The organism is Neptunicoccus cionae, assembly GCF_002860325.1.
In the GTDB taxonomy this organism is placed as follows: domain Bacteria; phylum Pseudomonadota; class Alphaproteobacteria; order Rhodobacterales; family Rhodobacteraceae; genus Amylibacter; species Amylibacter lutimaris.
Genome location: NZ_PKOJ01000002.1, coordinates 97,017 through 121,133, shown reverse-complemented (window position 1 = coordinate 121,133; position 24,117 = coordinate 97,017). Strand labels below are relative to the sequence as shown.

At 57.0% G+C, this 24,117-nt stretch carries 22 protein-coding genes and 1 tRNA gene; 6 read left to right on the top strand and 17 right to left on the bottom strand.

Annotation, left to right across the window (positions count from 1 at the left end; genetic code table 11):
- Positions 1-2: 2 nt before the first annotated feature.
- From C0U40_RS06485 to C0U40_RS06475, 3 genes are read right to left on the bottom strand one after another with little or no spacing between them, the layout of a single operon-like run.
- Entirely contained in the window at positions 3-497 is a 495-nt protein-coding gene (locus C0U40_RS06485; RefSeq protein ID WP_101654961.1) for a flavin reductase family protein, read from the bottom strand.
- Positions 497-1,273: an alpha/beta fold hydrolase gene (locus C0U40_RS06480; protein WP_101654960.1), complete on the bottom strand. Its 777-nt coding sequence runs from the start codon at positions 1,271-1,273 to the stop codon at positions 497-499. Before C0U40_RS06480 ends, C0U40_RS06485 begins: the two co-directional genes overlap by 1 nt.
- A complete protein-coding gene (locus tag C0U40_RS06475; protein WP_101654959.1) occupies positions 1,245-1,844 on the bottom strand; it encodes an amino acid synthesis family protein in 600 nt (199 codons plus the stop codon). Before C0U40_RS06475 ends, C0U40_RS06480 begins: the two co-directional genes overlap by 29 nt.
- A gap of 107 nt (positions 1,845-1,951) precedes the next feature.
- On the opposite strand from C0U40_RS06475, the gene C0U40_RS06470 reads away from it, so the two are divergent.
- The gene (locus C0U40_RS06470) at positions 1,952-2,809 is read left to right on the top strand and encodes a LysR family transcriptional regulator (protein ID WP_101654958.1); all 858 of its coding nucleotides are present in this window, start codon (positions 1,952-1,954) and stop codon (positions 2,807-2,809) included.
- Between the two features lie 294 nt (positions 2,810-3,103).
- Here C0U40_RS06470 and C0U40_RS06465 read toward each other — a convergent pair.
- Together C0U40_RS06465 and C0U40_RS06460 are read right to left on the bottom strand one after the other, a co-directional pair.
- Positions 3,104-3,179 (bottom strand) — tRNA-Ala (locus tag C0U40_RS06465).
- A 75-nt stretch (positions 3,180-3,254) separates the two neighbouring features.
- On the bottom strand, positions 3,255-3,593 hold the full coding sequence (locus C0U40_RS06460) for a TIGR02300 family protein (RefSeq protein ID WP_101654957.1): 339 nt from the start codon (positions 3,591-3,593) through the stop codon (positions 3,255-3,257).
- A gap of 155 nt (positions 3,594-3,748) precedes the next feature.
- Here C0U40_RS06460 and C0U40_RS06455 point away from each other — a divergent pair, with 155 nt between their 5' ends.
- Positions 3,749-4,435, top strand: a complete 687-nt coding sequence (locus C0U40_RS06455) for a M48 family metallopeptidase (protein ID WP_101654956.1) — start codon at positions 3,749-3,751, stop codon at positions 4,433-4,435.
- Positions 4,436-4,560: 125 nt separating this feature from the next.
- The gene (locus C0U40_RS06450; protein WP_101654955.1) at positions 4,561-5,211 is read left to right on the top strand and encodes a GntR family transcriptional regulator; all 651 of its coding nucleotides are present in this window, start codon (positions 4,561-4,563) and stop codon (positions 5,209-5,211) included.
- Positions 5,212-5,214: 3 nt separating this feature from the next.
- Here C0U40_RS06450 and C0U40_RS06445 read toward each other — a convergent pair whose 3' ends face one another.
- The 11 genes from C0U40_RS06445 to C0U40_RS06395 all read right to left on the bottom strand — a co-directional run bounded on the left by C0U40_RS06445 (position 5,215) and on the right by C0U40_RS06395 (position 19,769).
- Complete coding sequence (locus tag C0U40_RS06445; protein WP_101654954.1) at positions 5,215-5,943, bottom strand: sulfite exporter TauE/SafE family protein; 729 nt, start codon at positions 5,941-5,943, stop codon at positions 5,215-5,217.
- Positions 5,944-5,949: 6 nt separating this feature from the next.
- Positions 5,950-7,338, bottom strand: coding sequence for a dihydrolipoyl dehydrogenase (lpdA, locus tag C0U40_RS06440; RefSeq protein ID WP_101654953.1), 1,389 nt, complete (start codon positions 7,336-7,338; stop codon positions 5,950-5,952).
- A 20-nt stretch (positions 7,339-7,358) separates the two neighbouring features.
- Positions 7,359-8,012 (bottom strand): VOC family protein, encoded by a 654-nt coding sequence (locus C0U40_RS06435; RefSeq protein ID WP_101654952.1) that lies wholly within the window; start codon positions 8,010-8,012, stop codon positions 7,359-7,361.
- Positions 8,009-8,419: an MAPEG family protein gene (locus C0U40_RS06430; RefSeq protein ID WP_101654951.1), complete on the bottom strand. Its 411-nt coding sequence runs from the start codon at positions 8,417-8,419 to the stop codon at positions 8,009-8,011. Before C0U40_RS06430 ends, C0U40_RS06435 begins: the two co-directional genes overlap by 4 nt.
- 65 nt (positions 8,420-8,484) lie before the next feature.
- Positions 8,485-10,029, bottom strand: a complete 1,545-nt coding sequence (gene odhB / locus C0U40_RS06425; RefSeq protein WP_101654950.1) for a 2-oxoglutarate dehydrogenase complex dihydrolipoyllysine-residue succinyltransferase — start codon at positions 10,027-10,029, stop codon at positions 8,485-8,487.
- Positions 10,029-12,986, bottom strand: coding sequence for a 2-oxoglutarate dehydrogenase E1 component (locus C0U40_RS06420; RefSeq protein ID WP_101654949.1), 2,958 nt, complete (start codon positions 12,984-12,986; stop codon positions 10,029-10,031). Before C0U40_RS06420 ends, odhB begins: the two co-directional genes overlap by 1 nt.
- Positions 12,983-13,690 carry a hypothetical protein gene (locus C0U40_RS06415; protein ID WP_101654948.1) on the bottom strand — a complete coding sequence of 236 codons (708 nt, stop codon included), beginning with the start codon at positions 13,688-13,690 and terminating at the stop codon, positions 12,983-12,985. Before C0U40_RS06415 ends, C0U40_RS06420 begins: the two co-directional genes overlap by 4 nt.
- Entirely contained in the window at positions 13,690-14,571 is an 882-nt protein-coding gene (gene sucD, locus C0U40_RS06410; RefSeq protein WP_101654947.1) for a succinate--CoA ligase subunit alpha, read from the bottom strand. The genes C0U40_RS06415 and sucD overlap by 1 nt, the downstream gene beginning before the upstream one ends.
- An 80-nt stretch (positions 14,572-14,651) precedes the next feature.
- The gene (gene sucC, locus C0U40_RS06405; RefSeq protein ID WP_101654946.1) at positions 14,652-15,845 is read right to left on the bottom strand and encodes an ADP-forming succinate--CoA ligase subunit beta; all 1,194 of its coding nucleotides are present in this window, start codon (positions 15,843-15,845) and stop codon (positions 14,652-14,654) included.
- 245 nt (positions 15,846-16,090) lie between these two features.
- Positions 16,091-17,959 carry a calcium-binding protein gene (locus C0U40_RS06400; protein WP_180957639.1) on the bottom strand — a complete coding sequence of 623 codons (1,869 nt, stop codon included), beginning with the start codon at positions 17,957-17,959 and terminating at the stop codon, positions 16,091-16,093.
- A gap of 235 nt (positions 17,960-18,194) precedes the next feature.
- Positions 18,195-19,769, bottom strand: a complete 1,575-nt coding sequence (locus C0U40_RS06395) for a bifunctional metallophosphatase/5'-nucleotidase (protein ID WP_101654944.1) — start codon at positions 19,767-19,769, stop codon at positions 18,195-18,197.
- Positions 19,770-19,988: 219 nt separating this feature from the next.
- Here C0U40_RS06395 and surE point away from each other — a divergent pair, with 219 nt between their 5' ends.
- From surE to C0U40_RS06380, 3 genes are read left to right on the top strand one after another with little or no spacing between them, the layout of a single operon-like run.
- Positions 19,989-20,768, top strand: coding sequence for a 5'/3'-nucleotidase SurE (gene surE, locus C0U40_RS06390; RefSeq protein ID WP_101654943.1), 780 nt, complete (start codon positions 19,989-19,991; stop codon positions 20,766-20,768).
- Positions 20,768-21,409 (top strand): protein-L-isoaspartate(D-aspartate) O-methyltransferase, encoded by a 642-nt coding sequence (locus tag C0U40_RS06385; RefSeq protein WP_101654942.1) that lies wholly within the window; start codon positions 20,768-20,770, stop codon positions 21,407-21,409. The genes surE and C0U40_RS06385 overlap by 1 nt, the downstream gene beginning before the upstream one ends.
- A gap of 41 nt (positions 21,410-21,450) precedes the next feature.
- A complete protein-coding gene (locus C0U40_RS06380; protein ID WP_286134819.1) occupies positions 21,451-22,617 on the top strand; it encodes a peptidoglycan DD-metalloendopeptidase family protein in 1,167 nt (388 codons plus the stop codon).
- Positions 22,618-22,716: 99 nt separating this feature from the next.
- Here the strand turns inward: C0U40_RS06380 and serS are convergent, their stop codons facing one another.
- The gene (serS, locus tag C0U40_RS06375) at positions 22,717-24,009 is read right to left on the bottom strand and encodes a serine--tRNA ligase (protein WP_101654941.1); all 1,293 of its coding nucleotides are present in this window, start codon (positions 24,007-24,009) and stop codon (positions 22,717-22,719) included.
- Positions 24,010-24,117: the final 108 nt, after the last annotated feature.

The following is a 24,117-nucleotide window of genomic DNA, read 5'->3' as shown; positions in this document are numbered from 1 at the left end:
GCTTATTGCGCGGCGATTTGTGGTGCGAAGTTGAGATAGCGGCCCCCGCCATAGCCAAGGCCAAGCGTATCGCTCTGGCTGAATGCCAGCACCTGACCAATCAGAATGCTGTGGTCGCCCATCGGGATCGACTGGTGGGTTTGGCAGGAAAACTGCGCAGCGGCGTTTTCGATCAGAGGCAGACCGTGTTTATCAACGGTGTGGTCGACCTGCGCAAAGCGGTCTCCCTTGTAGCGGGCAAAAATATCCGCGATGTCATCCTGCCCCTGTGCCAGCACGTTAACCGCGAAATGGGTGCAATCCGCGAACGTTGCATAGTTTGACAGAAACTTGCCCGGACAGACCAGCAACAGCGGCGGGTCGAGCGATACAGAGGAGAAAGAGTTTGCGGTGAACCCCACGGGTGTTCCGTCGGCCCGCCGCGCCGTCACCACCGTGACGCCGGTCGGATAACTGCCAAAAGCCACGCGTAGTTCTTTGGGGTCGATGGTGTGCATCAGCAGGTCTCCTTCAAAAATCCGGTTAAGATCCGGTTCACTTCCGGCCCGTGGGTCATTGGGGCCATATGGGCCGCGTCGGTCAGGATTTCGGCCCGTCCTTGCGGTGCAAGTGCCGCCATCTGTTCAGACATGGCGGGGGTCGAATTCGGCTCTCGCCCGCCCGTCAGGAACAAGGCGGGGCAGTGCAGGGTTTGCAGATCGCTATCCTGTGGCCCGTCTTCCTGTGCAAAGACGCGGTAGGCATCTTGGTAACCTCGCGGATCGGCGCTGCGCAGCCAGTTTTCACAAGCGCTGCGTTCCTCTGAAGGTGCAGGACCGAACCAGCGGTCAAGCGGTGCAGCAGGGTCGGCAATGTTAACACCGTCCAGACTGTCCGCGCGAGCAAGGACCGCAGCGCGGGCGTTCGGGCTACGGCGGTAAATCCCGTTGAGCGCAGCGACCCCCGAAATTTTCGCACGATGCCGGATCGCCAGATCAAGCGCGATCATCGCGCCGAAGGAATGGCCGATCACTATGGCCGGTTCATCGATAACCTCTGCAATCCGCTCGGAATAGGCCGCAAGCGCGGGCGGGGAGGTAAAGGGCTGGCTCTCGCCATGTCCGGGCATATCCACCGCCACAACGCGGTAATCTTTTGCCAGCGCGTCAATTTGTGCGCTCCAGGCCTCTGCCCGCAGGCCCACGCCGTGGATCAGAACCACAAGTGGTCCGTTTCCCGCAGTGACCGCCGCCAGAGCGCCTGTTTTAGACCGCGGCCGGATTGTCCAGATCATGTCCCAAATCCTTCAGATCCTGATAGCGATCACCGATCCGGTGATGCGGTCGCCCGTTCATGGCCGCCCCCAGCACCACAACGATTTCATCGTCGCGCGGGGCATCGGGAATGGCGAACTGGATGGTCAGGTAGTGGGACCGGCGGCCCGCGTCGTTCTTGTCCATCAGCGGCACCGTAATTGGCGCATTGGCCCCGCCACGGGTGTTGGTGAAAGCCAGATAGGATTTTGCACCAACGGCCTCGCGGTAGTGGTTACCGAACCGCAAAGTGTGGATCAGGCCGGAGGCGTGTTCGATCTCGCCGTTCAGACCGACAACTGCCGCTTTGCCATAAGCTTCGATATTCTCTCCGGACCCTGCCAGCGCGATCATCCGCTCCGTCATCAATTCGCCCAGAACAGGCCCGTAGGCCATGATCTCGGGCTTGAGATCTTCGACATAGCGTCCCGCCCAGGGGTTTTTCACAACAGCCGCCACAGCGAACATGCGCCACGGGGTCTTGGCGGGTTTGAAGCCTTCAATCAGGACTTCTTCATCAAATGTGACGATCTTTCGGATTTCCGGTTGCATGGTGTATTCCTTCACAGCGTTGCACAGATCATTGTCCGGACAGGAAAATTTGACAAACGAAGGATTTGCAGGCTTAGGTATTAGTCTTACTAATGGATAGATTGACCATGGCTAAATCCCTGCCGCCGCTCACGTGGTTTCGTGCCTTTGAAGCGGCCGCCCGACATCTGAGCTTTACCGCTGCTGCCGAAGAAATCGGCATGACCCAATCCGCTGTCAGCCAGCAGGTGAAATCACTGGAAAGCAGGCTTGGCGTTGCATTGTTCATCCGGCAGGCGCGGGGGCTGATGATCACTGATGACGGTCGAAAGCTGATGCCGCAGGTGACATCTGCGCTAGAGACTCTGGGGGCTGCTGCGCGGTCTTTTGAAACCGGATCGACGCAGAACCTGCTGACCATTGCGAGTTCTGTAACAGTCGCGCAATGGTTTATCGCCCCACGGCTGGCCAGTTTCACCGCACGTCACCCCGAAATCCGGTTCCGGTTTCTCAGCACGATCTGGCCGGATGATTTCAACACCATTCGCGCCGATGTGGAAATTCCGTTCGGATCGCACAAACAGTTTGGGCAGGGCGCGGTTTTGCTGGAGCCGAGCGGTCTGGTGGCAATGAAATCTCCGGAACTGGCTGGCGAATTGGAAGATCTTCCCCTGATCGAAGCTGTGGGAACCTCTTCGGGTTGGAAAAACTGGCAGACACCGGACATGGCCGAACTGGTCCCGCAAATCTATGTGGATTCCTTCGGGGCGGCGCTGAATATGGCGGCGCATGGCAACGGGGTGGCGCTGGTTAGCGAAGTGTTGTCCTATCCGGCACTTGCGTCGGGCGCACTGGTTCTGGCCCATTCCCGTGTGGCCCCTTCGCAGGAAGGTTATTTCCTGCGGGCAGACGAACATAATCCAACGGCTAGGATGTTTCGAGACTGGATACTGGAGCAAGGGGAAGGTGCCATGATTCCGGTTTGATTCGGCGACGAGGTTCCGCCACAGCGCGTGTGCGGGCAGAAGATTGTGCAAGGGAATCCACAAAGGCGTCGCTGCGGATCGAATCGGAAACGTCACGACAATGGCGCGGTGCCGGTGTTGATGTGTCTGGCGGAACTGGATGGCGTTGCGGTGGCGGTCGCGCCGCTGGTATGCCTTAAAATCATAAGATTGTTTAAGAAAAATAGCAGATAGTCCGCCATCAGGTAGACAATAAGGGAACGGGTCGGTTTTACCCGTAAGCCACTCAAAACGCTAACATTTGTAAGAAGGTTTTGGTGGAGCCTAGGAGGATCGAACTCCTGACCTCTTCGCTGCCAGCGAAGCGCTCTCCCAGCTGAGCTAAGGCCCCGATGCGTACTCTTCAGTGCGCCTGTGGTGTTTAGGAAAACCCGCTTGCAGGTGCAAGCGGAAAATCCATTTTTTTTCAGCTATCGTCATCCGAAGATGCAACATCCGCAATTTCTTCCAGCGGAACGGTCTCGTCGTCGTCATCTTCGAGCACGTCATCGCCCAGATCCACATCCACGTCGTCGTCATCGTCGAGTACGTCGAGATCATCAGAATCATCAGCCTCGGTGGCTTTCTTGATTGCGGACTTGTCTTCTTTGTCAGCCATAGTCGTTTTCGACTTGTCGGACTCAAAGTGGGACAGAGGATATTCTTTCCCGGTATAGGGGCTGACGACCGGGTCTTTGCCGAGATCGTAGAAACGCTTGCCGGTTTCAGGGCAAACGCGTTTCACTCCCCATTCTTCTTTTGCCATTGGATAACCCCTTGGTACACTGTTTATGCGAGTATCGCAGCCAACTGCCATAGAGCAAGAGGGTTGTCAAAGGCTGAATGGGATTTTTGCGAAGCCAGCGCTTTTGGCCCCGCTTTTGGATTGCCTCTGGCACCGGTGCCGCTAAGGATACCCCCATGCCGGAGAGTTTTGAAATCGGGGCGCCGCCCATTGCTGTAGTGTTGAAGAAATCCGCGCGGGCGCGGCGGTTTTCGCTGCGCATTTCCAACGTGGACGGAACGGTCAGCCTGACCATGCCAAAGCGCGCGGCGAAGCGGGACGCGCTGGCCTTCGCGGCGGCGCAAGAAGGCTGGATGCGCAAGCATCTCGACAAGCAGCCCGACCGGATCACGCCGGTGTTTGGCGGGACGATCCTGATCGACGGGGTGCCTGTCGTTTTGCTGCACGGGCAGGGGCGCCGCGTGGAGTTTACTAAAGAGGGCTTGGTGGTCCCCGGGTCGCAAGAGCAATTGGCGGGCAAGTTGCGCGCCTATCTCAAGGCTCTGGCACGGGACCGGCTGACACATGCCTCGGAACGCTACGCTGCACAGGTCGGGCGCAAGATTTCCCGGATCACCCTGCGGGATACCCGATCGCGATGGGGGTCGTGCACCAGTGATGGCAATCTTATGTATTCGTGGCGGCTGATCATGGCTCCGCGTGCGGTTCAGGATTACGTGGCGGCCCATGAAGTGTGCCATTTGCTGGAGATGAACCATTCGGCGGCCTATTGGGCGCATGTGGCAGCCATATTTCCGGACTATCAGGCCCAGAGACAATGGCTGAGGGACAACGGGGCACAGTTGCACCGTGTTGTTCTGTAACGGGCGGACAACTGTTTTTTCGGTAACAAGGCTTATTCGCGGCCGCTAAAATCAGGCCTCAAAGGTTCCGCGCCTCAGGCTGTTCGGTCATTGACAATCGCCGGAAATGTGATCACAAAATCCGCATGAGCAAATCAGATCGCCCCACCGAAATAACAACCCCGACTCACGAGCGGGTGTTCCGCGCCTTGCGCAGCGAAATTATGCACGGAGAGATCACGCCGGGGCAGGCGATCACCATTCGGGGTATCGCTGAAACCTATGGTGTTTCCATGACCCCCGCGCGGGAGGCGGTGCGCCGTCTGACTGCCGAAGGCGCATTGTCCCTGTCCAAGACCGGCCGCGTTTCGGCGCCTCAACTCAGCACCGAACGGATCGAAGAGCTGGCATCCATCCGCGCGTTGTTGGAACCGGAACTGGCCGCGCGTGCGCAGCCACGGGCGCATCTGGCGTTGATTGAACGGCTTCAGAACATCAACACAACCATCGAACAGATGATCGTCAAGAAAGACGCGGTGGGTTATATCCGCAGCAATCTGGAATTTCACCGCACACTTTATCTGCGGGCGCAGGCTCCGGCGATGCTGGCGATGGTAGAGACGGTCTGGTTGCAGCTCGGCCCGACAATGAGCGCCCTTTACGCCCGTTTGCAGAGACCCAACGCCGCCGGACACCATCGCACTGCGATCGCAGCATTGCGGGCAGGAGATGAACCGGGGCTGAAGCTGGCTATTCGGGCCGATGTGACCCAAGGTCTGCGGATGTTGGGCAGCTGACGCCTAGAAGAACACTGAAACCAGCAGGTTCAATGCCGACAGGCCCAGCAGCAGATTGATGACTTTGGTAAACCCTGCATTGCCAATCCGCTCGAACACGCGCAGCCCGATTGTAGCAGCGATCAGGGTTAACGGGATTACGAACAGGGCGGTGTAAAAGAACTGTTTGTCCAGAAAACCCCAATAGCCGAACAGGCACAGCGAAAACAAAGCCATCGACAGGTTGAAAGCCTGAAAAACCCCGCGCTTTTCCTGTTTGGTCCAGCCGAACAGCCCGGCCCAGATGGTCGTGACAACACCGGACAGCGCAGAAATGCCCCCGAATATTCCTGACAGAATACCAATGGGAAAGTGGAACCGTTCGCCCCGTCGTGGCAGGGTAATGCGGTTTTGCAGCACCAGAACAAACAGCAGGTTCAGACAGATCAGGAGGGCCACACCTGCTTTGAACTGGGGCAGCGGCACATGGGGCAGCATGGCGATGCCGAAAGGCACACCGATCAGACCGCCCAGTGTCAGGGGCAGCACGCGTCTTACCTCGATCATGCGCCAGATCCGCGGCATGGTCAGCAACTGGCCACAGGCCATGCAGGTGGCCATCAGGGGCACGACAGTTGTGGGGGGAAGAACGATCAGCCAGAAACCGGCGGACATCAAGGCAAAGCCGAACCCTGTCAGACCGTTCACAAAACCGCCGACGAGCGCGCCGGCGGCCAGAAGAGATAATTCCACTACCCGTTACGCGTGGATTGCGCCGTCGCCGCAGGCGAGTGCAGCTTCGCGCACCGCTTCAGAGAAGGTGGGGTGGGCGTGGCAGGTCAGCGCCACATCCTGTGCAGAGGCACCGAATTCCATCGCCACACAGATTTCATGGATCAGATCACCGGCAGACGGGCCGATCAGGTGACACCCCAGAATCCGGTCTGTCTTTTTGTCCACCAGAAGTTTTACAAAACCGTCGCCCTGATGCACTGCCTTGGCGCGGCCGTTGCCCATGAAGGGGAATTTGCCGACCTTGTAGTCAACGCCTTCGTCTTTCAGTTGCTCTTCGGTTTTGCCAACAGAAGCCACTTCGGGTGTGGTGTAGATCACACCCGGAATCACGCCGTAATTCACGTGACCGTGCTTACCTGCGATCTGTTCTGCCACGGCCATGCCTTCGTCTTCGGCTTTATGGGCGAGCATCGGACCTTCAATAACGTCCCCAATGGCGTAGACACCGTCAATGTTGGTGCCCCAGGTATCGTTGGTTTTGATCTGGCCCCGTTCGGTCATCTCGCCGCCAAGTTCGGTAAAGCCCAGACCGTCGGTGAAGGGTTTGCGCCCTGTGGCAACCAGAACCACGTCGGCATCAATCGTAACAGATTCGCCTTTTTTGCGGGTCTCGTAGGTCAGTTTGGCTTTGGTCTTGGTGGTTTCGACGCTCTGAACTGCGGCCCCCAGAACAAAGTTCAGACCCTGTTTCTTCAGCACCCGTTGCAGCGCCTTGCCGGTTTCCTTGTCCATGCCGGGCGTGATGTGATCGAGGTATTCGATCACGGTCACTTCAGTACCAAGACGGGAGTAGACAGAGCCGAGTTCCAGCCCGATCACGCCGGCACCGATTACAGCCATGGTTTTTGGAACTTTGGGCAGTTCCAACGCACCTGTGGAGGTCACGACGACTTTCTCGTCAACCTCGACACCTTTCAGTGCAGACGGTTCGGAACCTGTGGCAATAACGATGTTTTTCGCCTTATGCACTTCGCCATCAACGGATACCTCGCCCTTGCCGGTGATCTTGCCCCAGCCGCGCAGGTAGTCGACCTTGTTTTTCTTGAACAGGAACTCAACGCCACTGGTGTTTTGCGCAATGGTCTCGTCTTTATAGGCCAGCATCTGTTTGAAATCGACAGAAGGGCTTTTGCCTTTCAGACCCATTTTCGCGAAGTTGTGCTCTGCCTCGTGCAGCATGTGCGACGCGTGCAGCAAGGCTTTGGACGGGATACAGCCCACGTTCAGACAGGTGCCGCCAAGGGCGCCACGGCCTTCGACACAGGCGGTTTTCAGGCCGAGTTGCGCACAGCGGATCGCACAGACATAGCCGCCCGGGCCACCACCGATGATGATTACGTCATAGTCTGCCATGATAGGTCTCCTTTTAGGTGTCAGTCGCCCAATACGGCCAGTTTGCCGTCCGGGGTTTGATAGGTTGCGATGATCGCGGGGGTTGCCGCAGGGATCACCTTAATTCGGTCGTCTACAAGGCCAAGGGCACGGTAGAGCGATGTAAGTTCGTCCGCCAGCGGAGTGCGGATTTCAAGCCGGTGCAGGGCAAAGCCTTGATTGTCCATGCTCTCGCTTACATGGGGGCCTTCGGGCCATTGCAACAGCACCGGAACCACCCCTTGGGCGTTCAGTTTTCCATCGGGGCGCAGCGCGATTTTCCAGCGCAGGTCGCCTCGTGCAGCGGTAACGGAGTCGCCAAGATCAAAACCGTGTTCACGGAAGATAGCCATGTCCCGTTCGATATCATCAGTACGGAGCAAATAGGTCTGGACCCGCGGCCCGCCCATCAGCGCAGCGCGGGTGGTTGTCGCGTCCAGATCGAAAAGGCGTGGCGTTTCCGGTTCATCCTGTTCGGGATCAGGGGCGATGATCTCCAGATAGGTACCCCCGCCGGTGGCGGTCAGCGCGTTATGGGTGCCGCGACCGGGATGGGCACCGCCGAACGGCACTGTCACGCCGCTCCGCGCCATTACATAGTCAACGCCTTCGGACAGGGTGGCTGCCGCCAGCGCAATATGGTCGAGCGCAATCATACCAGTGCAGCCAGCAGCATAAAGACAGTTGCAAGGAACCCGACAAACCAGATGATCGAACGACCCGGCGCAAGGCCGTAGTAATAGGCCGGAATGTAGAGAATACGAGCGCCGAGATAGACCCAGGCGCAAATCGCGGTAAAGCCGGTAGACTGCTCGCCAAGGGTAACGACCACAACGGCGATGGTAAACAGGATCAGGCCTTCGAAATGGTTGTTAAAGGCGCGGAACAGGCGGCCCGGCTTTTCGGACAGCAATTCCTGCACAGGTTTGCCCAGTCGGGACGGATCGCGCGGCGACATGGTTTTGCCCGGTCCAACATCCAGATTGGCGGAAATCGACATCAGCGCGAATTGCACCACTTGCAGCAGGGCCGCGTAGGTCAGGACTGTGATCTCAGTGGTCATCTTGCATCTTCCTTACCGGCGCCAATGAGGAGAGCGGCGGGCCGCAGTGCAGCCCGCCGAATTGGTTAAAGATCCATCAACAGGCGACGGGGATCTTCAAGGGCTTCTTTAACCCGAACAAGGAAGGTCACAGCCCCTTTGCCATCCACGATGCGGTGATCGTAGGACAGGGCCAGATACATCATCGGACGGATCACAACTTCGCCGTTGATCGCCATCGGACGGTCCTGAATTTTGTGCATCCCCAGAATACCCGATTGCGGCGGGTTCAAAATGGGCGAGGACATCAGAGAGCCGTACACGCCACCGTTGGAGATGGTGAAGCTGCCGCCCTGCATATCTGCCATAGACAGTTTGCCGTCACGGGCCAGACCACCCAGACGGGCGATTTCCTTTTCGATTTCGGCGAAAGACATGCTGTCCGCATCCTTAACCACCGGAACCACCAGTCCTGTTGGTGTGCCCGCAGCGATCCCCATGTTCACGTAGTTTTTGTAAACAATATCTGTACCGTCGATTTCGGCGTTCACCTCGGGCACTTCTTTCAGCGCGTGGTTACAGGCTTTGGTGAAGAAGGACATGAAGCCGAGCTTCACACCGTGTTTCTTCAGGAACAGGTCTTTGTATTCATTGCGCAGGGCCATCACCTCGGTCATGTCCACCTCATTGTAGGTGGTCAGCATGGCGGCGGTGTTCTGGCTGTCTTTCAGACGACGCGCGATGGTCTGGCGCAGGCGGGTCATCTTCACCCGTTCCTCGCGTCCGGCCTGATCCGCAGCGACAGGAGCCGACGCAGCAGCCCGTGGGGGTGTAGCAGCCGCCGGTTTGGACGCACCGCCAGAGGCTTCGGCCTTCAGCACGTCTTCTTTCATGATCCGGCCGTCACGGCCTGTGCCGGTGACCTGATCCGCTGTCAGACCTTTTTCTGCCATCAGTTTTTCAGCGGAAGGCGCGTTTTTCATCCCGTCGCTGGTCACTTGTGGAGAAGCCGTTGCAGCAACTGCTTGAGGTTCGGATTTGGCCGCACCGTTTCCGGCCCCTTCCGAGATCAACGCCAGTTTTGCGCCTGCTTCAACCGTAACACCGTCACCGGCGTAGATTTTGGTCAGGATACCGGCAGCAGGGGCCGGAACCTCGACAGACACCTTGTCGGTTTCCAGTTCACAGAGCATTTCATCCGCAGCGACTTCGTCGCCTTCGGCTTTGAACCATGTGGCAACGGTGGCTTCGGTTACGCTTTCACCAAGAGCCGGGACCATAACAGGAACTTCTGCGCCGCCCTCAGCCGGTTTGGCTGTGTTGTCTGCGGGTTGCGCGCTCTCTTTCGCCTCGGCAGATGTGTCTGCCTTGGCAGGCGCCTCTGTCGCTTCGCCGCCTTCGCTGATAACGGCAAGCAGTGCGTCCACGCCAACGGTTTCGCCTTCGGCAGCAACGATTTCGCCCAAAGTGCCAGCCACGGGGGAAGGCACTTCGACGGTAACTTTATCTGTTTCCAGCTCGCACAGCATTTCATCCACGGCAACACTGTCACCGGGTTGTTTGAACCATGTGGCGATTGTCGCTTCGGTTACGCTTTCGCCTAGTGTCGGTACTCTTACCTCGGCCATGATCAGTGTCCTTCCAATGTCAGCGCTTCATTCACCAGCGCTTGTTGTTCTGCTTTATGTTGGCTTGCCAGACCTGTTGCCGGAGACGCCGAAGCGTTGCGGCCCACGTAGGACGGGCGGGTGTTCTTATGTTCGATGCGGGTCAGAACCCATTCGATGTTCGGCTCTACAAAGGACCAGGCCCCCTGGTTCTTGGGTTCTTCCTGACACCAGACAAAATCTGCATCGGGGAAGCGTTGCAGCTCTGTCACCATAGAGTGGGCCGGGAACGGGTAAAACTGTTCCAGACGCAGCAGGTAGATGTCATCAATGCCCCGTTTGTCCCGCTCTTCCAGCAGGTCATAATAAACCTTGCCGGAACACAGAACGACCCGTTTGATCTTTGCGTCATCTACCAGTTTCGTCTCCGAATTACCGTATTGCGCATCATCCCAGAGCACACGGTGGAAGCTGGAGCCTTCAGCCATTTCTTCCAGAGTGGAGACTGCAAGCTTGTGGCGTAGCAGGGATTTGGGTGTCATCAAAATCAGCGGCTTCCGGTAAGTCCTGTGCATCTGGCGGCGCAGGATGTGGAAGTAGTTCGCAGGTGTTGTACAGTTCGCAACAATCCAGTTGTCCCCGCCACACATGGTTAGAAAGCGTTCCAGACGGGCAGAGGAGTGCTCCGGTCCTTGTCCCTCATAGCCGTGGGGCAGGAGGCAGACCAGACCGGACATCCGCAGCCATTTGCTTTCGCCCGAGGAGATGAATTGGTCGAACATGATCTGCGCGCCGTTGGCGAAATCGCCGAACTGCGCTTCCCAAAGCGTCAGGGCATTTGGTTCGGCAAGGGTGTAGCCGTATTCATAGCCGAGTACGGCGTATTCCGACAGCATGGAGTCAATGACTTCATATTTTGCCTGTTTGTCCGCAATGTGATTCAGCGGCAGATACCGTTCTTCGGTTTTCTGGTCGATGATACCGGAGTGCCGCTGGCTAAACGTGCCGCGGGTAGAATCCTGCCCCGAAAGTCGCACGGGATAGCCTTCGCGCAGCAAGGTGCCAAAGGCCAGCGCCTCGGCTGTGGCCCAGTCGATGTTCTTGCCGGTGGCGAACATCTCTTTCTTGGCTTCCAGCAGACGGGACACGGTGCGGTGTACGTTGAACCCGTCGGGCAGGGTGGTTAGCGCCTCGCCAACTTTGCGCAGGGAGTCTTCGTCCACCGATGTGGCCCCGCGCTGGTAATCCTCGCCCCGTTTGTCCAGATGGGACCAGCGCCCGTCCAGCCAGTCGGCCTTGTTGGGTTTATAGGTTTTACCGGCTTCGAACTCCTCGTTCAGATAGGCCTGAAACGCTGCCTTCTGGTCTTCGATTTCGCCTTCGGGGATCAGACCGTCCTTAACCAGACGCTCTGTGTAAACTGCCAGAGTGGTTTTGTGCTTCTTGATCTGGGTGTACATTTCAGGGTTGGTGAACATGGGCTCGTCGCCCTCGTTGTGCCCGAAACGACGGTAGCAGATGATGTCAATCACCACATCCTTGTTGAACTTCTGGCGGAACTCGATCGCGACTTTGGCGGCGTGAACCACAGCTTCCGGATCGTCGCCGTTCACGTGGAAGATCGGCGCTTCCACCATCAGGGCAATATCGGTGCAATAGGGGCTGGAGCGCGAATTGTGCGGCGCCGTGGTAAAGCCGATCTGGTTGTTCACCACGATATGGATCGTGCCGCCGGTCTTGTGACCTTTCAGACCGGACAGGCCGAAGCATTCCGCAACCACACCTTGCCCTGCAAAGGCCGCATCGCCGTGCAGCAGGATTGGGAGAACCTTGGTGCGCTCTGTATCGTTAAGCTGTTCCTGTTTGGCGCGGGCCTTGCCCAGAACCACAGGGTTTACCGCTTCAAGGTGGGACGGGTTAGCCGTCAGCGACAAGTGAACCGAATTTCCGTCGAATTCCCGGTCAGAGGACGCGCCGAGATGGTATTTCACATCGCCCGAGCCATCCACGCTTTCGGGTTTGAAGCTGCCGCCCTGAAATTCGTTGAAAATCGCGCGGAAGGGTTTTTGCATAACGTTGGACAGAACGTTCAGACGGCCACGGTGGGGCATCCCGATAATGATGTCCTGAACGCCAAGCGCACCGCCCCGTTTGATGATCTGCTCCATCGCAGGGATCAGGCTCTCGCCGCCATCCAGACCGAACCGTTTGGTGCCGGTGTATTTCACATGCAGGAATTTCTCGAAACCTTCAGCCTCGACCATCTTTTGCAGGATGGCACGACGGCCTTCTTTGGTGAAATGGATTTCCTTGCCAAATCCTTCAATCCGCTCTTTCAGCCAGCTTGCCTGTTCCGCATCGGAAATATGCATGTATTGCAGCGCGAAAGTGCCACAATAAGTGCGTTTCACAATCTCGAGGATTTCCCGCATGGTGGCTGTCTCAAGCCCCAGAACGTTATCAAGGAAGATCGGGCGGTCCATGTCTGCTTCAGTAAAGCCGTAGTTTTCCGGCTTCAGTTCGGGCAGGTCGCCGGTCTTGCGCATGTTTAGCGGGTCAAGATCAGCCGCCAGATGGCCAACAATCCGGTAAGCGCGGATCAGCATCAGTGCGCGAACAGAATCCAGTACTGCCTGACGCACTTGTGTCTCGGAAATAGCCACGCCCTGTTCAGCAGCTTTTTCAGTGATTTTCTTCTCGGCATTCGCACTCGGGTCTACTCCCCATTGACCGTCCAGTGCTGCTGTCAACTCGTCATTGGGCTGGGGAGGCCAGTCGCTACGGGCCCAGCTTGGACCGGCGGCTTCCGCCTGCACATCCTTGGCCGGATCGTCCATTGAACGGAAAAACTCGGCCCATGCTGCATCCACCGCAGCGGGATCTTTGGTAAACCGCGCATAAAGCTGTTCGATATATTCAGCGTTATGTCCCTGCAAAAAACTCTCAGCGTTAAACTGGTCGTTGGAAGGAAGTTCGGTCATGGTGTGTGGTCCTTTGCGGGATAGCTCAGGGAGGTTGAGAAGATTGCGGAGGCCGGAATATTGGTTTTCAAGCCTGATTTCAGTGTTTCGCTGTCCAGAAAGACGATCTGTACAGAAGAGGGTGCTCCGTTTTCAGCGGAATTCATCGTCGGCACGCGGGCGTACCCTTTGGAATAAGCTAGGGGCGAATGGTCATTGCGCAAGGGGGCGGTGGTGGTCTCGCTCAAGGCGAAGTCGCAGGTGAGGTTGATTTCCATCAAGGACGTTTTCAGCCACGAAACAAGCACCAGTTCGGTATCGCGTCCAACCCTTCGGGTCAGAATGCGGGTCTGGGCATTCGGCAGGTCTTTCTTGCGAAAATAGCCCTTTGCAGTGTTTCGTTTCAGATCCAGCACGTAAGACTGGGAACGCCCGCCGCTGTCACCCGCAAAATACTGCGGCATCCCGATCCAGGCCAGCGCCTCGATCACGGGTTTGCTTTGCTTTTCCACAACGCTCCAGCCGTCAGCCCCCAAAGCTGTCTCAAGCTCGGCTATGGTCTGAACAGGGGTGGTGCAGGCTGCCGCGTCAAAAGCATGGGCCGCAGAGGCACATGCTGCAAAAAGCGAGGCACACAAGGCGCGACAGGCGCGCCTTGTCAGTTTAGAGCCGCCAGTCAGGAATATGTGCGCAACTTCCGCGCAACCTTCAGGGCGGCGGGGCATCAGCCGATAGCCTTGAGAACAGCTTCACCGAGTCCGGCAGGGCTGTCAGCAACAACGATTCCAGCAGATTTCATCGCTTCGATCTTGTCTTCCGCGCCACCGACGCCGCCTGCAACTATCGCACCGGCATGGCCCATGCGACGGCCCGGAGGCGCTGTGCGGCCCGCGATGAAACCGGCGCAAGGCTTGGAACGGCCCTTCTTGGCTTCGTCTTTCAGGAATTGCGCAGCTTCTTCTTCGGCGGAACCGCCGATTTCACCCAGCATGATGATGGAATGGGTGTCAGGGTCCGCAAGGAACATTTCCAGACAGTCGATATGCTCGGTGCCTTTGATCGGATCACCACCGATACCGATGGCCGTGGACTGGCCGAGACCGGCAGCAGATGTCTGGCCAACGGCCTCATATGTCAGCGTACCGGAGCGGGAAACGATGCCCACTGAACCCGGCTTGTGGATGTGGCCCGGCATGATGCCAATTTTACATTCGCCCGGTGTAATAACGCCCGGGCAGTTCGGACCGATCAGCAGGGATTTGGAGCCTTCAAGCGCCCGTTTCACCTTCATCATGTCCAATACCGGAATACCTTCGGTGATGCAGACGATCAGTTCCATTTCCGCATCAATCGCTTCCAGAATGGAATCCGCAGCAAAGGGCGGGGGTACGTAGATCACGGAAGCATTGGCTTCGGTCTTGGCTTTGGCTTCATGGACAGAGTTGAAAACCGGCATGTTCAGGTGGGTTTGCCCGCCTTTGCCCGGTGTGACACCGCCAACCATCTGCGTGCCATATTCAATCGCCTGCTCGGAGTGGAAAGTCCCCTGAGAGCCGGTAATGCCCTGACATATAACTTTGGTGTTCTTGTTTACGAGTACGGCCATAGTGTTTGTTCCTTGGTAATTTAGGGTAGGGCGGGGTTCACCCCGCCGGAAAGCGCTGGCGGGGTGAACCCCGCCCTACATTAGCCTTTGACCTCTTTAACGATCTTCTGTGCAGCATCGCCCAGATCGTCGGCAGCAATCACGGCAAGGCCGCTCTCGTTGATGATCTTCTTGCCTTCTTCCACATTCGTGCCTTCCAGACGCACAACCAGTGGAACCTGAAGGCCGACTTCTTTCACAGCAGCAACAACGCCCTCTGCGATCACATCGCAGCGCATGATGCCACCGAAGATGTTGACGAGAATGCCTTTGACGTTCGGGTCAGAAGTGATGATCTTGAAGGCTTCGGTCACTTTTTCGGTTGTCGCACCGCCACCCACATCAAGGAAGTTGGCAGGCTCTGCACCGTAGAGTTTGATGATGTCCATAGTAGCCATCGCCAGACCGGCACCGTTCACCATACAACCGATTTCACCGTCCAGAGCGATGTAGTTCAGGTCGAATTTGGAAGCGGCCAGTTCTTTGGGGTCTTCTTCGGTCTCATCCCGCAATGCCAGAATATCCTTCTGACGGTACAGAGCGTTGCCATCAAAACCCATTTTCGCGTCGAGACATTTCAGGTCGCCCTTGTCGGTCACGATCAGCGGGTTGATTTCGAGCATTTCCATGTCACGCTCAACGAACATTTTGTAAAGCGTGGAGATCAGTTGAACACATTGTTTGATCTGTGCGCCTTCAAGGCCCAGAGCAAAGGCCACGCGGCGGCCGTGGAATGCGGACAGGCCGGACGCCGGATCAACCGAGAATGTCACGATCTTTTCAGGAGTGTTCGCGGCCACTTCTTCAATGTCCATGCCGCCTTCGGTAGAGGCAACAAAGGAAACGCGGCTGGATACGCGATCAACCAGCAGGGCGAGGTACAGCTCTTTTTCGATGCCGGAACCGTCTTCGATATAGATGCGGTTGACCTGCTTGCCTGCCGGACCTGTCTGATGGGTCACAAGCGTGCGGCCCAGCATCTTGCGGGCTTCTTCGGCGGCTTCTTCTACGGATTTGGTCAGACGCACACCGCCTTTTTCACCGGCAGATTCTTCTTTGAAAGAACCTTTCCCGCGTCCACCGGCGTGGATCTGGGCCTTGACCACCCAAAGCGGGCCGTCCAGCTCTCCTGCGGCGGTCTTGGCATCCTCGGCGCGCAGAACCACGCGGCCGTCAGATACCGGAGCACCGTATTCTTTCAAAAGTTGCTTGGCTTGATATTCGTGAATGTTCATGCGAGCTGTCCCTTAGGCAAAGAATTCACCCGTTGGTCGCACATCCCGCATTGCGTTTGAAGGGAAAAAGCAGAATTTTCCGCTTATAGGCGCAAATACGCTAATTTGTGATCACACGTCAAAATTATGTGATCACAAAGCTCCGGACGCAATTGGCGCGCTGTTTGATTCGAAGGCCAGCCGCGTGGGCGCAGCGCCCCCGGAACCTTTGATTCCAAGGGCGGATATCCCGATTCAGCCCCCCATCAGGCGAGGTCGTCGACAAGGTCCATCTTGGTCATGCCCATAACAACAACCTTGTTTCCGTTGTTGAAATCAAAGATCACGTCCCCATCCACCTCATCGGCATATTTATCCATGAAGGCTGCGATGCTGGTGGGGTCGCCTTTCTTGTCCTCGTAAAGATCGTGGTCGAAGAACAGCGTGTCAACGTCATCCTGAAAATCTGTAATGGTCAGGCGGTCGTTGAAATCCGTGTCAAAGTAGAAATTGTCTTCGCCGCCACCGCCGCTGACTGTGTCATTGCCTTTGCCGCTGTGGATGTCGTCCTTGCCGGCACCACCGAAGATCAGGTCGTTCGCGCCGAAAGTTTCAATGTAATCACGCCCTGCGCCGCCATAAACTGTGGCTCCGCCGGATTCATCCCAGATAAAGTCATCCCCTGCGCCGCCGTAATAATGGTTCACTCCTATACCGAAGCCTTCCATATTATCCTTGCCCTTGCCGCCGTAGAGACTGTTGTTGCCATCATCCACCGACATGCGGTCTGCGCCGCCCCCGCCGTAGATTTCGTCATTGCCGGCAAACCCTGCAATGCTGTTCTTTCCCCCGTCGCCAGTCAGGTGGTCGTGGGAATGGGTTCCCGAAAGGTTTTCGATGTTGTTGAAACTGTCTCCGTCAGCGGCACCGGCATTTTTGGCGTCATCCTTAAGAGAGGCGGTAACACCGGTTTTGCTGAGTTCATACGATACTGTGTCCTTGCCCTTGCCGCCAAAATACTGGTCCGCACCGGTGCCCCCGTAAAACACATCGGCACCGTTCTGTCCGTAGAGCAAGTCATCGCCGTCTCCGCCTTTCAACTGGTCGTCGCCACTGCCACCGAACAACCGGTCGTTACCTGCACGCCCGTCCAGAAAATCGCCTCGCTTGCCACCTTTCAGCAGGTCGCCTCCGTCGTCGCCGTAAAGATAATCCGACGCGTTGCCGCCGAAAATCTTGTCGTTACCTTTGCCGCCATAGGCCTGCATCTCGAATGCGCCGCCAAACAGCTCCGTTTCAAGGTAGATCTTGTCACCGCCGCCGCCGCCATAGGCCACGCCGTTCCCTTCTTGAATATAAAGCTTGTCGCGCCCGCCACCGCCGTAAAGCTCGCTTTGTTCGGGGCCGCCAAACAGGGAATCCTTGCCTGCTCCTCCGAAAAGCTGGTCCGTGCCGAACATAGTGGCATAACCGGACGCCCCGCCGTAAAGATGGTCAGCCCCTTTGCCACCGTAAAGGAAATCCTGCCCGTCGCCGCCAAAAAGGGTGTCGTTGCCATCTTCGCCGTCAATCAGGTCCGAACCGCCAAGGGCGTTGACCGTGTCGTCTCCGGCGCCAAGACGGTAGCTGTCGTCACCCTCCGTTCCGGTAATGTTATCATCTTCGGTGACGGCAACATGATCGGTGAAACGGGTGAAACTGAAAGACTGGTTCGCTGCAAGATCGCCGGACAGGATCGGGCTTTCTCCGGTCAGGGTTGAAACGAAACTGCGAAGTTCCGCAGTGGATTCTATCTCCACCGGATCACCTGCAATATTGATGAACACAAACTCTGTCCGTGAAAGGTGGATCAGCATGACGTCGGATTCATTGCCGTCGCCCCAGGTGAGGCGTCCGACGTCAATGTCATAAAAGTCATCTATGCCGTTGAAGATCTCACCGTCGATAACAACCTGCTGGGGCACTGTTTTGAGTTTGACCGCAGGCAGGCCTTTCGGGTCGTCGTCAAAATGCTGGTAGCTCAGGGTTTCCCCGATGTGATTGAAAGTCATGGAGACACTGGAATTCTTGTTAACCAGTGTCAGGACGTCTTTTTTGTCAGTTGCTCTGAAAGCGTTAAAGCTATGCGTGGTCATAGTCACCTCCGAATTTTGACAGGGAGGGTAACGGAGCAGCCAAGTCATTTCAAGTTTTGCGGTGCCGGAAAACCGGTGTCGAACGGCCGGGATCTAATCTTTTTGAAATAACCGTTCCGACGGATGTCGTAAGGTTTACAGGCTTTTATTCGGCTAACATAACCACCGGCGCAAATTTATTACCTGCGCCGGTGGTGATTGTTTTTAGGGGCGGGAGCCTGTTGGTCCCTACACCTTATTTCCGCACGATGCGACCGTCTGTGTAAGGTTTGTAAGGGGCGTTTTCGGCCAGATATTCTGCCAGTACATCCGCGACATCCGGCCCGTAATCGTAGGCATTTTCAGCGTCACGGAACATGCTGTACCCGTCACCACCGCCACGAACGTAGTTGTTTGATACAAGACCGTAGGTCGCAGCCGGATCAATCGGCTCGAACCCGTCGCCTTTGGCGACCATCACTTCGGTGATCCGGCCTTCACCCGCAGGTTTGGATGGATCCCAAGTGAATTTCAGACCGGCCACCTGCGGGAAGCGGCCTTTGACCTCTTCCACCTGACTGACCCCGTTTTCAAGAGCGTCGATCACAGTTTGCCCGCTGACCTGAAAGGTGGACAGGGTGTTCTGGAACGGTAGCACGCTCAGAACTTCGCCCATGGTGACTTCACCTGCATCAAGAGAGGCACGCAGACCGCCGGAATTGGCGATAGAGATGTCGATTCCCTGATCCTTCACCCGCGCAAGCATGGCATCAGCCACCAGATTACCCATCTGGCATTCCTCTATCCGGCAGACTTCGCGGTTGCCTTCAACGGATTCGGCGGTTTCAGCGACCACCTTGTTGCGGATTTCATCCAGGGGAACGGCCGCTTCGGCAATCCGCGCCTTGGTATCGGCGTCTTCGGCAACTTGTCCGTCAACGATGACGGGTTCACCCTCGGCCGAAACAATCTCGCCTGCGTCGTTAAAGGTGACGTTCAATTCGCCCAGAAACTTGCCATAGGCATAGGCCTGAACAATCGCTGTATTGCCGACCATCGTGGGGTAGGGGCCTTGTGCCCGTTCGTTTGTGTTGCTGAGCAATGTATTGGTGTGGCCACCGACAATCACGTCCACGCCTGTGGTTTCTGCGGCAACTTTCTGGTCTACCATATAGCCGGAGTGGGACAGGACGATGATTTTGTTCACTCCCATTTCCGTCATTTTATCGACTTCGCCCTGCACGGCGTCCACCGGATCGGTGAAAGTGATATTCGGACCCGGGCTTGCCAGTTCGTGGGTGTCATGGGGTGTCAGGCCGATCAGGCCGAGCTTTTCGCCGCCCCGCTCAATCACGGTGGATTTGGCCAGTTTATCCTTCAGCAGTTCCTCGCGGGAAACATCGGCATTGGACATCAGAACCGGAAAATTGACGGCATCCATGAACCCGCGCAGCACTTCGGGGCCGTCATCAAATTCGTGGTTGCCAACAGTCATCCCGTCATAGCCGAGCTTATTCATCATCTCGGCGGCAAGTTTGCCTTTATAGTACGTGTAAAAAAGCGAGCCCTGAAACTGGTCGCCGCCGTCGACAAGGATGGAATTGTTGGACCGCGCGCGGGCATCGGCGATAGCTGTGACCAGTCGGGCAGAACCGCCAAAGCATTTGCCCTCGTCGTTATCTTCGGCAGAGCAACCGCTGTCGTATTTGCTGATCGGCTCGAAACGGGAGTGGAAGTCGTTTGTGTGCAGGATTGTAAGGGAATAATCCGCAGCCGCCGCTGACGCGCTAAGCGCAAGGGCGGATATAGTGGTGAGAAGTTTGGCAGACATTAAGCAGCTCCTAAAGATCAAGCGGGGTGCCGGCAGACGAAGGCAGGGCCTGAGTCCGGGCGGTGAAAGTCGATAAACACAAGGTTGAGTGTTCCGCTTGCCCCCTGTTCTGTCAAGGTTTCCCTAGGTGCAGGCGCGAATTCCGCCTTTTCACGCCGCGCTGCTTGGGGTAGCTACACAAAAGAGTATTTTAGCAACCAAAACGGAAAGCAGGCAGCCGTGCGGATAATGATTACCAATGACGACGGAATTTCCGCGCCCGGACTGATGGCGTTGCATGAAATTGCCAGTGCTATCGCGGGGGAGGAAAACGTCTGGACTGTTGCCCCCGCCTTTGAACAATCCGGTGTCGGCCATTGTATTTCCTATACCAAGCCAATGCTCCTGACCGAACTCGACCCGCGTCGCTTTGCGGTGGACGGTTCACCGGCGGATTGTGTGCTCGCCGGACTGTTCGAGGTGATGAAGGACAATCCCCCCGATCTGATCCTTTCAGGGGTGAACCGCGGCAACAACGCGGCAGAAAATACCCTTTATTCCGGAACAGTCGGTGCTGTGATCGAGGCGGCGATGCATCAGGTGAAATCCATTGCACTGTCCCAGTATTTCGGCCCTGACAATCGGGATCTTGATGATCCGTTTGAGGCCGCACGGGCCAGCGGAGAAGAGGTTGTGCGCCGTTTGTACGAAGAAGCCCCGTGGCATGACGGTCCTTACGAGCTGTTCTATAACGTGAATTTTCCGCCCTGTTCGGGCGCACAGGTGCAGGGCACCAAAGCCGTGACACAGGGCTGGCGGGCGGATACAGAGTTCACAATTGACCCGCACACCATCAACAACCGCCGCTTTCTGTTTATTCAAGGCGGGCCACAGGACCAGCCGACCGAACCGGGGAGCGATGTGCATGCGAATCTGCAAAACTTCGTTTCGGTTACGCCAATGCGGGCCGACCTGACCGCCCATCAGTCCATGGCGCAGTTGCAAAAGGTCTTTGCCTGATGGTCGATGCGCAATCCATGATGCAATATATGTTCGCCCTGCGCGCAGCCGGTGTCACGGACAAGCGCATTCTGAACGCTATGGAGAAAGTGCCGCGCCATCTGTTTGTGCAAGGCCACTTCCAGCCCCGCGCCTATGAGGATATGGCCCTGCCGATTGCCAGCGGCCAGACAATCAGCCAGCCTTCGGTGGTTGGTAAAATGACCAAGGCGCTTGATGTGGGGCCACGGGACAAGGTGCTCGAAATCGGGACCGGATCGGGCTATCAGGCTGCAATCCTTTCTCATCTTGCACGCCGTGTGTATACCATCGAACGGCATCGCGGGCTTGCCCGCGGGGCGCAGCGGGTTCTGGACGAGTTGCGGCTCGTAAATGTTATCGTGATGACAGGGGACGGATCGCTCGGGCTGGAGGATCAGGCGCCCTTTGACCGTATCCTTCTGACGGCCGCGGCAGAAGACCCGCCTGCAAACCTCTTGGCGCAATTGCGTGTCGGGGGTATTATGGTATTACCCGTCGGGCAAACGGATGCGGTTCAACATCTGATTAAGGTGGAAAAGCTGGAAAACGGCTTTGAATACACGGAATTAGAAGCGGTGCGATTTGTGCCGCTGGTAGAGGGGATCTCTCCGGATCCCTAAGAAAATAGCCTGAAATTGGGCAAACGATTGAGGTGAGCGGTATGACGAAGGGTATGACAGGACTTCGCAAAAGTGCAATTCTACTGACAGGCGGCGCAATTTTGCTGATGGGATGCGATACGGGGCCGGGCAGTCTGAAGGACAGGCTGGACCGCAAGCCGACCGCCAGTAACGCAGTGGTGGAATCCGCACCACGCCCCAAACCGGACAGTCGCGGGCTGATCACCTATCCCCATTATCAGGTCATCGTAGCAAAACGCGGTGACACGATGAACGATGTTGCGAGTCGTATCGGTATGAGCGGTGCCGAACTGGCCCGTTACAACGGTCTGGACCCGAATTACATGCCCCGTTCGGGCGAGGTTCTGGCCCTGCCCAAAGGCGTTGTCATTCCGGTCGGCTCGACTGCGGCTGCTTCCGCAAACACCAGTGGTGTTGCCACCGGAACCAACAGCATCGAAGCCATTGCCTCAACAGCGATCGGGCGTGCCGGAAACCAGCAAACCGCCGCAGTACAACAGGGGCCCGAGCCGATCCGCCATGTGGTAGAGCAGGGCGAAACCGCCTATTCCATTGCGCGGCTTTATCGCGTGTCTGTATCCTCTCTGGCCAGCTGGAACGGTCTTGGCAAGGATCTTGCTGTTCGCACAGGCCAGCGTCTGTTAATTCCGGTTGTGGAAGACGGCACACCTGCCCGCCAGACACAGGAAATTGCGGCTGTGGAACCGGCACCGGGGCAGGGTTCCGTAACTCCGATCCCGCCAAGCGCGGTTGAACCATTGCCCGAACCTGTCGAAGAAGCCGTCATCCCCGAAAGCCCCAACCTTGCCGCCGACCGGACCCCAGCGGGCGCGTCGCGCAAGTTGCTGAAGCCGGTGTCAGGAGAAATCCTGCGCGGGTATTCCAATAAACCGGGCGGGAACGAGGGGCTGGATATTGCGGCCGATAAGGGCACGGCTGTGAAAGCCGCTGAGAACGGCGAGGTCGCGTTAGTGTCTTCTGCGGGTGGCAATTCGAAGATCGTTCTCGTGCGGCACCCTGACAACCTTTACACCGTCTATTCCAACCTGTCGGATGTGTCCGTCAGCAAAGGCCAGAGCGTCAGCCGGGGTCAGTCTTTGGGTAAGGTCGCCGGCGGTTCTCCGGGCTTCGTGCACTTTGAAATCCGTCGCGGGACCGAAAGTGTTGATCCGACACCCTACCTGTAAGTCGCTTCAAATTTGGCGATTAACGCACTGTAAAAAAATAAAAAACCCCGCCGTTCTGGCGGGGTTTTGTTTTTCGAGTGCCGCTGTGCAGGTTCGGCGTTAAGCCATAACCCCGTCGGCGGTGATCATGGTTTTGCCACCCAGCCACGGATGCAGCGCTTCTGGCAGCCTGACAGATCCGTCTTCCTGCTGGCCGTTCTCAAGCACCGCAATCAGACAACGGCCCACAGCCAGACCGGAGCCGTTCAGCGTGTGCACAAATTCCGGTTTCTTCTCGCCTGTACGCTTGAAACGGGCGTTCATGCGGCGGGCCTGAAAATCCCCGCAGACAGAGCAAGAGCTGATTTCGCGGTAGGTGTCCTGACCGGGCAGCCAGACTTCGATGTCGTGGGTCTTGCGGGCGCCAAAGCCGATATCACCCGTACACAGCACAACCGTGCGGTAGGGCAGTTCCAGACGTTCCAGAATGCCTTCAGCGCATTTGGTCATCCGGTCCAGTTCGGAGAGGCTGTCCTCGGGGCGGGTGACGCTGACCATCTCGACTTTTTCGAACTGGTGCTGGCGCAACATGCCAGACGTATCCCGACCCGCTGATCCGGCTTCGGAGCGGAAACACAGTGAATGGGCCGTATACCGGCGGGGCAAAGATGCCTCGTCCATCATCTCGCCAGCGGCAAGATTTGTCAGCGTGACCTCGGATGTCGGGATCAGCCACCAGCCGTTTGTGGTTTGATAGCTGTCCTCGGCAAATTTCGGCAACTGGCCGGTGCCCATCATGGCATCGTCGCGCACCAGAACCGGCGTGTTGACTTCGGTCAGGCCGTTTTCGCTGGTGTGGGTGTCGATCATGAACTGCGCCAGTGCACGGTGCACACGCGCTACGGCACCGGACATCACAACAAAGCGCGAACCGGACAGTTTTGCCGCCATTTCAAAATCCATTCCACCCTGGACTGCGGCCAGTTCAAAATGCTCTTTCGGTTTGAAATCAAACGATTTCGGCGTGCCCCACTTGCGCAGTTCCACATTGTCGTTTTCATCCGCGCCAAGAGGTACATCGTCATGGGGCAGGTTTGGAATAGTCGCAAGAAGGTCCTGCAAGCGCAAGTCCTCGGCCTTGGCTTCTTCTTCCAGCGTCGCGATTTCAGCCTTTTTATCCGCCACAAGCGCGCGCAGACGTTCAAATTCCGCTTCGTCGCCCTTGGCTTTGGCCGCGCCGACCTGTTTGCTGGCCGCATTGCGATCCGCCAGAGCAGTCTCTGCAGCTGTAATCTTGGCGCGGCGGGATTCGTCAATGGCGAGGATTTGGGATGACATCGGCGCCAATCCACGTTTCGCCAGTGCGGCATCAAACCCTTCGGGGTTATCACGGATCAGTCGAATATCATGCATCGTCCTTAAGCCTTTCAAAGTAACGGAGTCGTTGATGATGGCGGGATATAGGAAACCGGCGCCAAGGTTAAGAGGGTTTGTGGAAGTGAGGCTGCGGTGTTGCAGGCA

What these genes read in the sequence shown, in the direction of transcription:
- C0U40_RS06385 (WP_101654942.1), top strand. Translation starts at nt 20,768, where the DNA reads ATGGTCGATGCGCAATCCATGATGCAATATATGTTCGCCCTGCGCGCA.
- sucD (WP_101654947.1), bottom strand. Translation starts at nt 14,571, where the DNA reads ATGGCCGTACTCGTAAACAAGAACACCAAAGTTATATGTCAGGGCATT.
- lpdA (WP_101654953.1), bottom strand. Translation starts at nt 7,338, where the DNA reads ATGGCAGACTATGACGTAATCATCATCGGTGGTGGCCCGGGCGGCTAT.
- C0U40_RS06470 (WP_101654958.1), top strand. Translation starts at nt 1,952, where the DNA reads ATGGCTAAATCCCTGCCGCCGCTCACGTGGTTTCGTGCCTTTGAAGCG.
- C0U40_RS06455 (WP_101654956.1), top strand. Translation starts at nt 3,749, where the DNA reads ATGCCGGAGAGTTTTGAAATCGGGGCGCCGCCCATTGCTGTAGTGTTG.
- serS (WP_101654941.1), bottom strand. Translation starts at nt 24,009, where the DNA reads ATGCATGATATTCGACTGATCCGTGATAACCCCGAAGGGTTTGATGCC.
- C0U40_RS06460 (WP_101654957.1), bottom strand. Translation starts at nt 3,593, where the DNA reads ATGGCAAAAGAAGAATGGGGAGTGAAACGCGTTTGCCCTGAAACCGGC.
- C0U40_RS06395 (WP_101654944.1), bottom strand. Translation starts at nt 19,769, where the DNA reads ATGTCTGCCAAACTTCTCACCACTATATCCGCCCTTGCGCTTAGCGCG.
- C0U40_RS06485 (WP_101654961.1), bottom strand. Translation starts at nt 497, where the DNA reads ATGCACACCATCGACCCCAAAGAACTACGCGTGGCTTTTGGCAGTTAT.
- sucC (WP_101654946.1), bottom strand. Translation starts at nt 15,845, where the DNA reads ATGAACATTCACGAATATCAAGCCAAGCAACTTTTGAAAGAATACGGT.
- C0U40_RS06420 (WP_101654949.1), bottom strand. Translation starts at nt 12,986, where the DNA reads ATGACCGAACTTCCTTCCAACGACCAGTTTAACGCTGAGAGTTTTTTG.
- C0U40_RS06400 (WP_180957639.1), bottom strand. Translation starts at nt 17,959, where the DNA reads ATGACCACGCATAGCTTTAACGCTTTCAGAGCAACTGACAAAAAAGAC.
- C0U40_RS06450 (WP_101654955.1), top strand. Translation starts at nt 4,561, where the DNA reads ATGAGCAAATCAGATCGCCCCACCGAAATAACAACCCCGACTCACGAG.
- C0U40_RS06415 (WP_101654948.1), bottom strand. Translation starts at nt 13,690, where the DNA reads ATGCCCCGCCGCCCTGAAGGTTGCGCGGAAGTTGCGCACATATTCCTG.
- C0U40_RS06480 (WP_101654960.1), bottom strand. Translation starts at nt 1,273, where the DNA reads ATGATCTGGACAATCCGGCCGCGGTCTAAAACAGGCGCTCTGGCGGCG.
- C0U40_RS06475 (WP_101654959.1), bottom strand. Translation starts at nt 1,844, where the DNA reads ATGCAACCGGAAATCCGAAAGATCGTCACATTTGATGAAGAAGTCCTG.
- C0U40_RS06435 (WP_101654952.1), bottom strand. Translation starts at nt 8,012, where the DNA reads ATGATTGCGCTCGACCATATTGCGCTGGCGGCAGCCACCCTGTCCGAA.
- C0U40_RS06430 (WP_101654951.1), bottom strand. Translation starts at nt 8,419, where the DNA reads ATGACCACTGAGATCACAGTCCTGACCTACGCGGCCCTGCTGCAAGTG.
- C0U40_RS06380 (WP_286134819.1), top strand. Translation starts at nt 21,451, where the DNA reads ATGACGAAGGGTATGACAGGACTTCGCAAAAGTGCAATTCTACTGACA.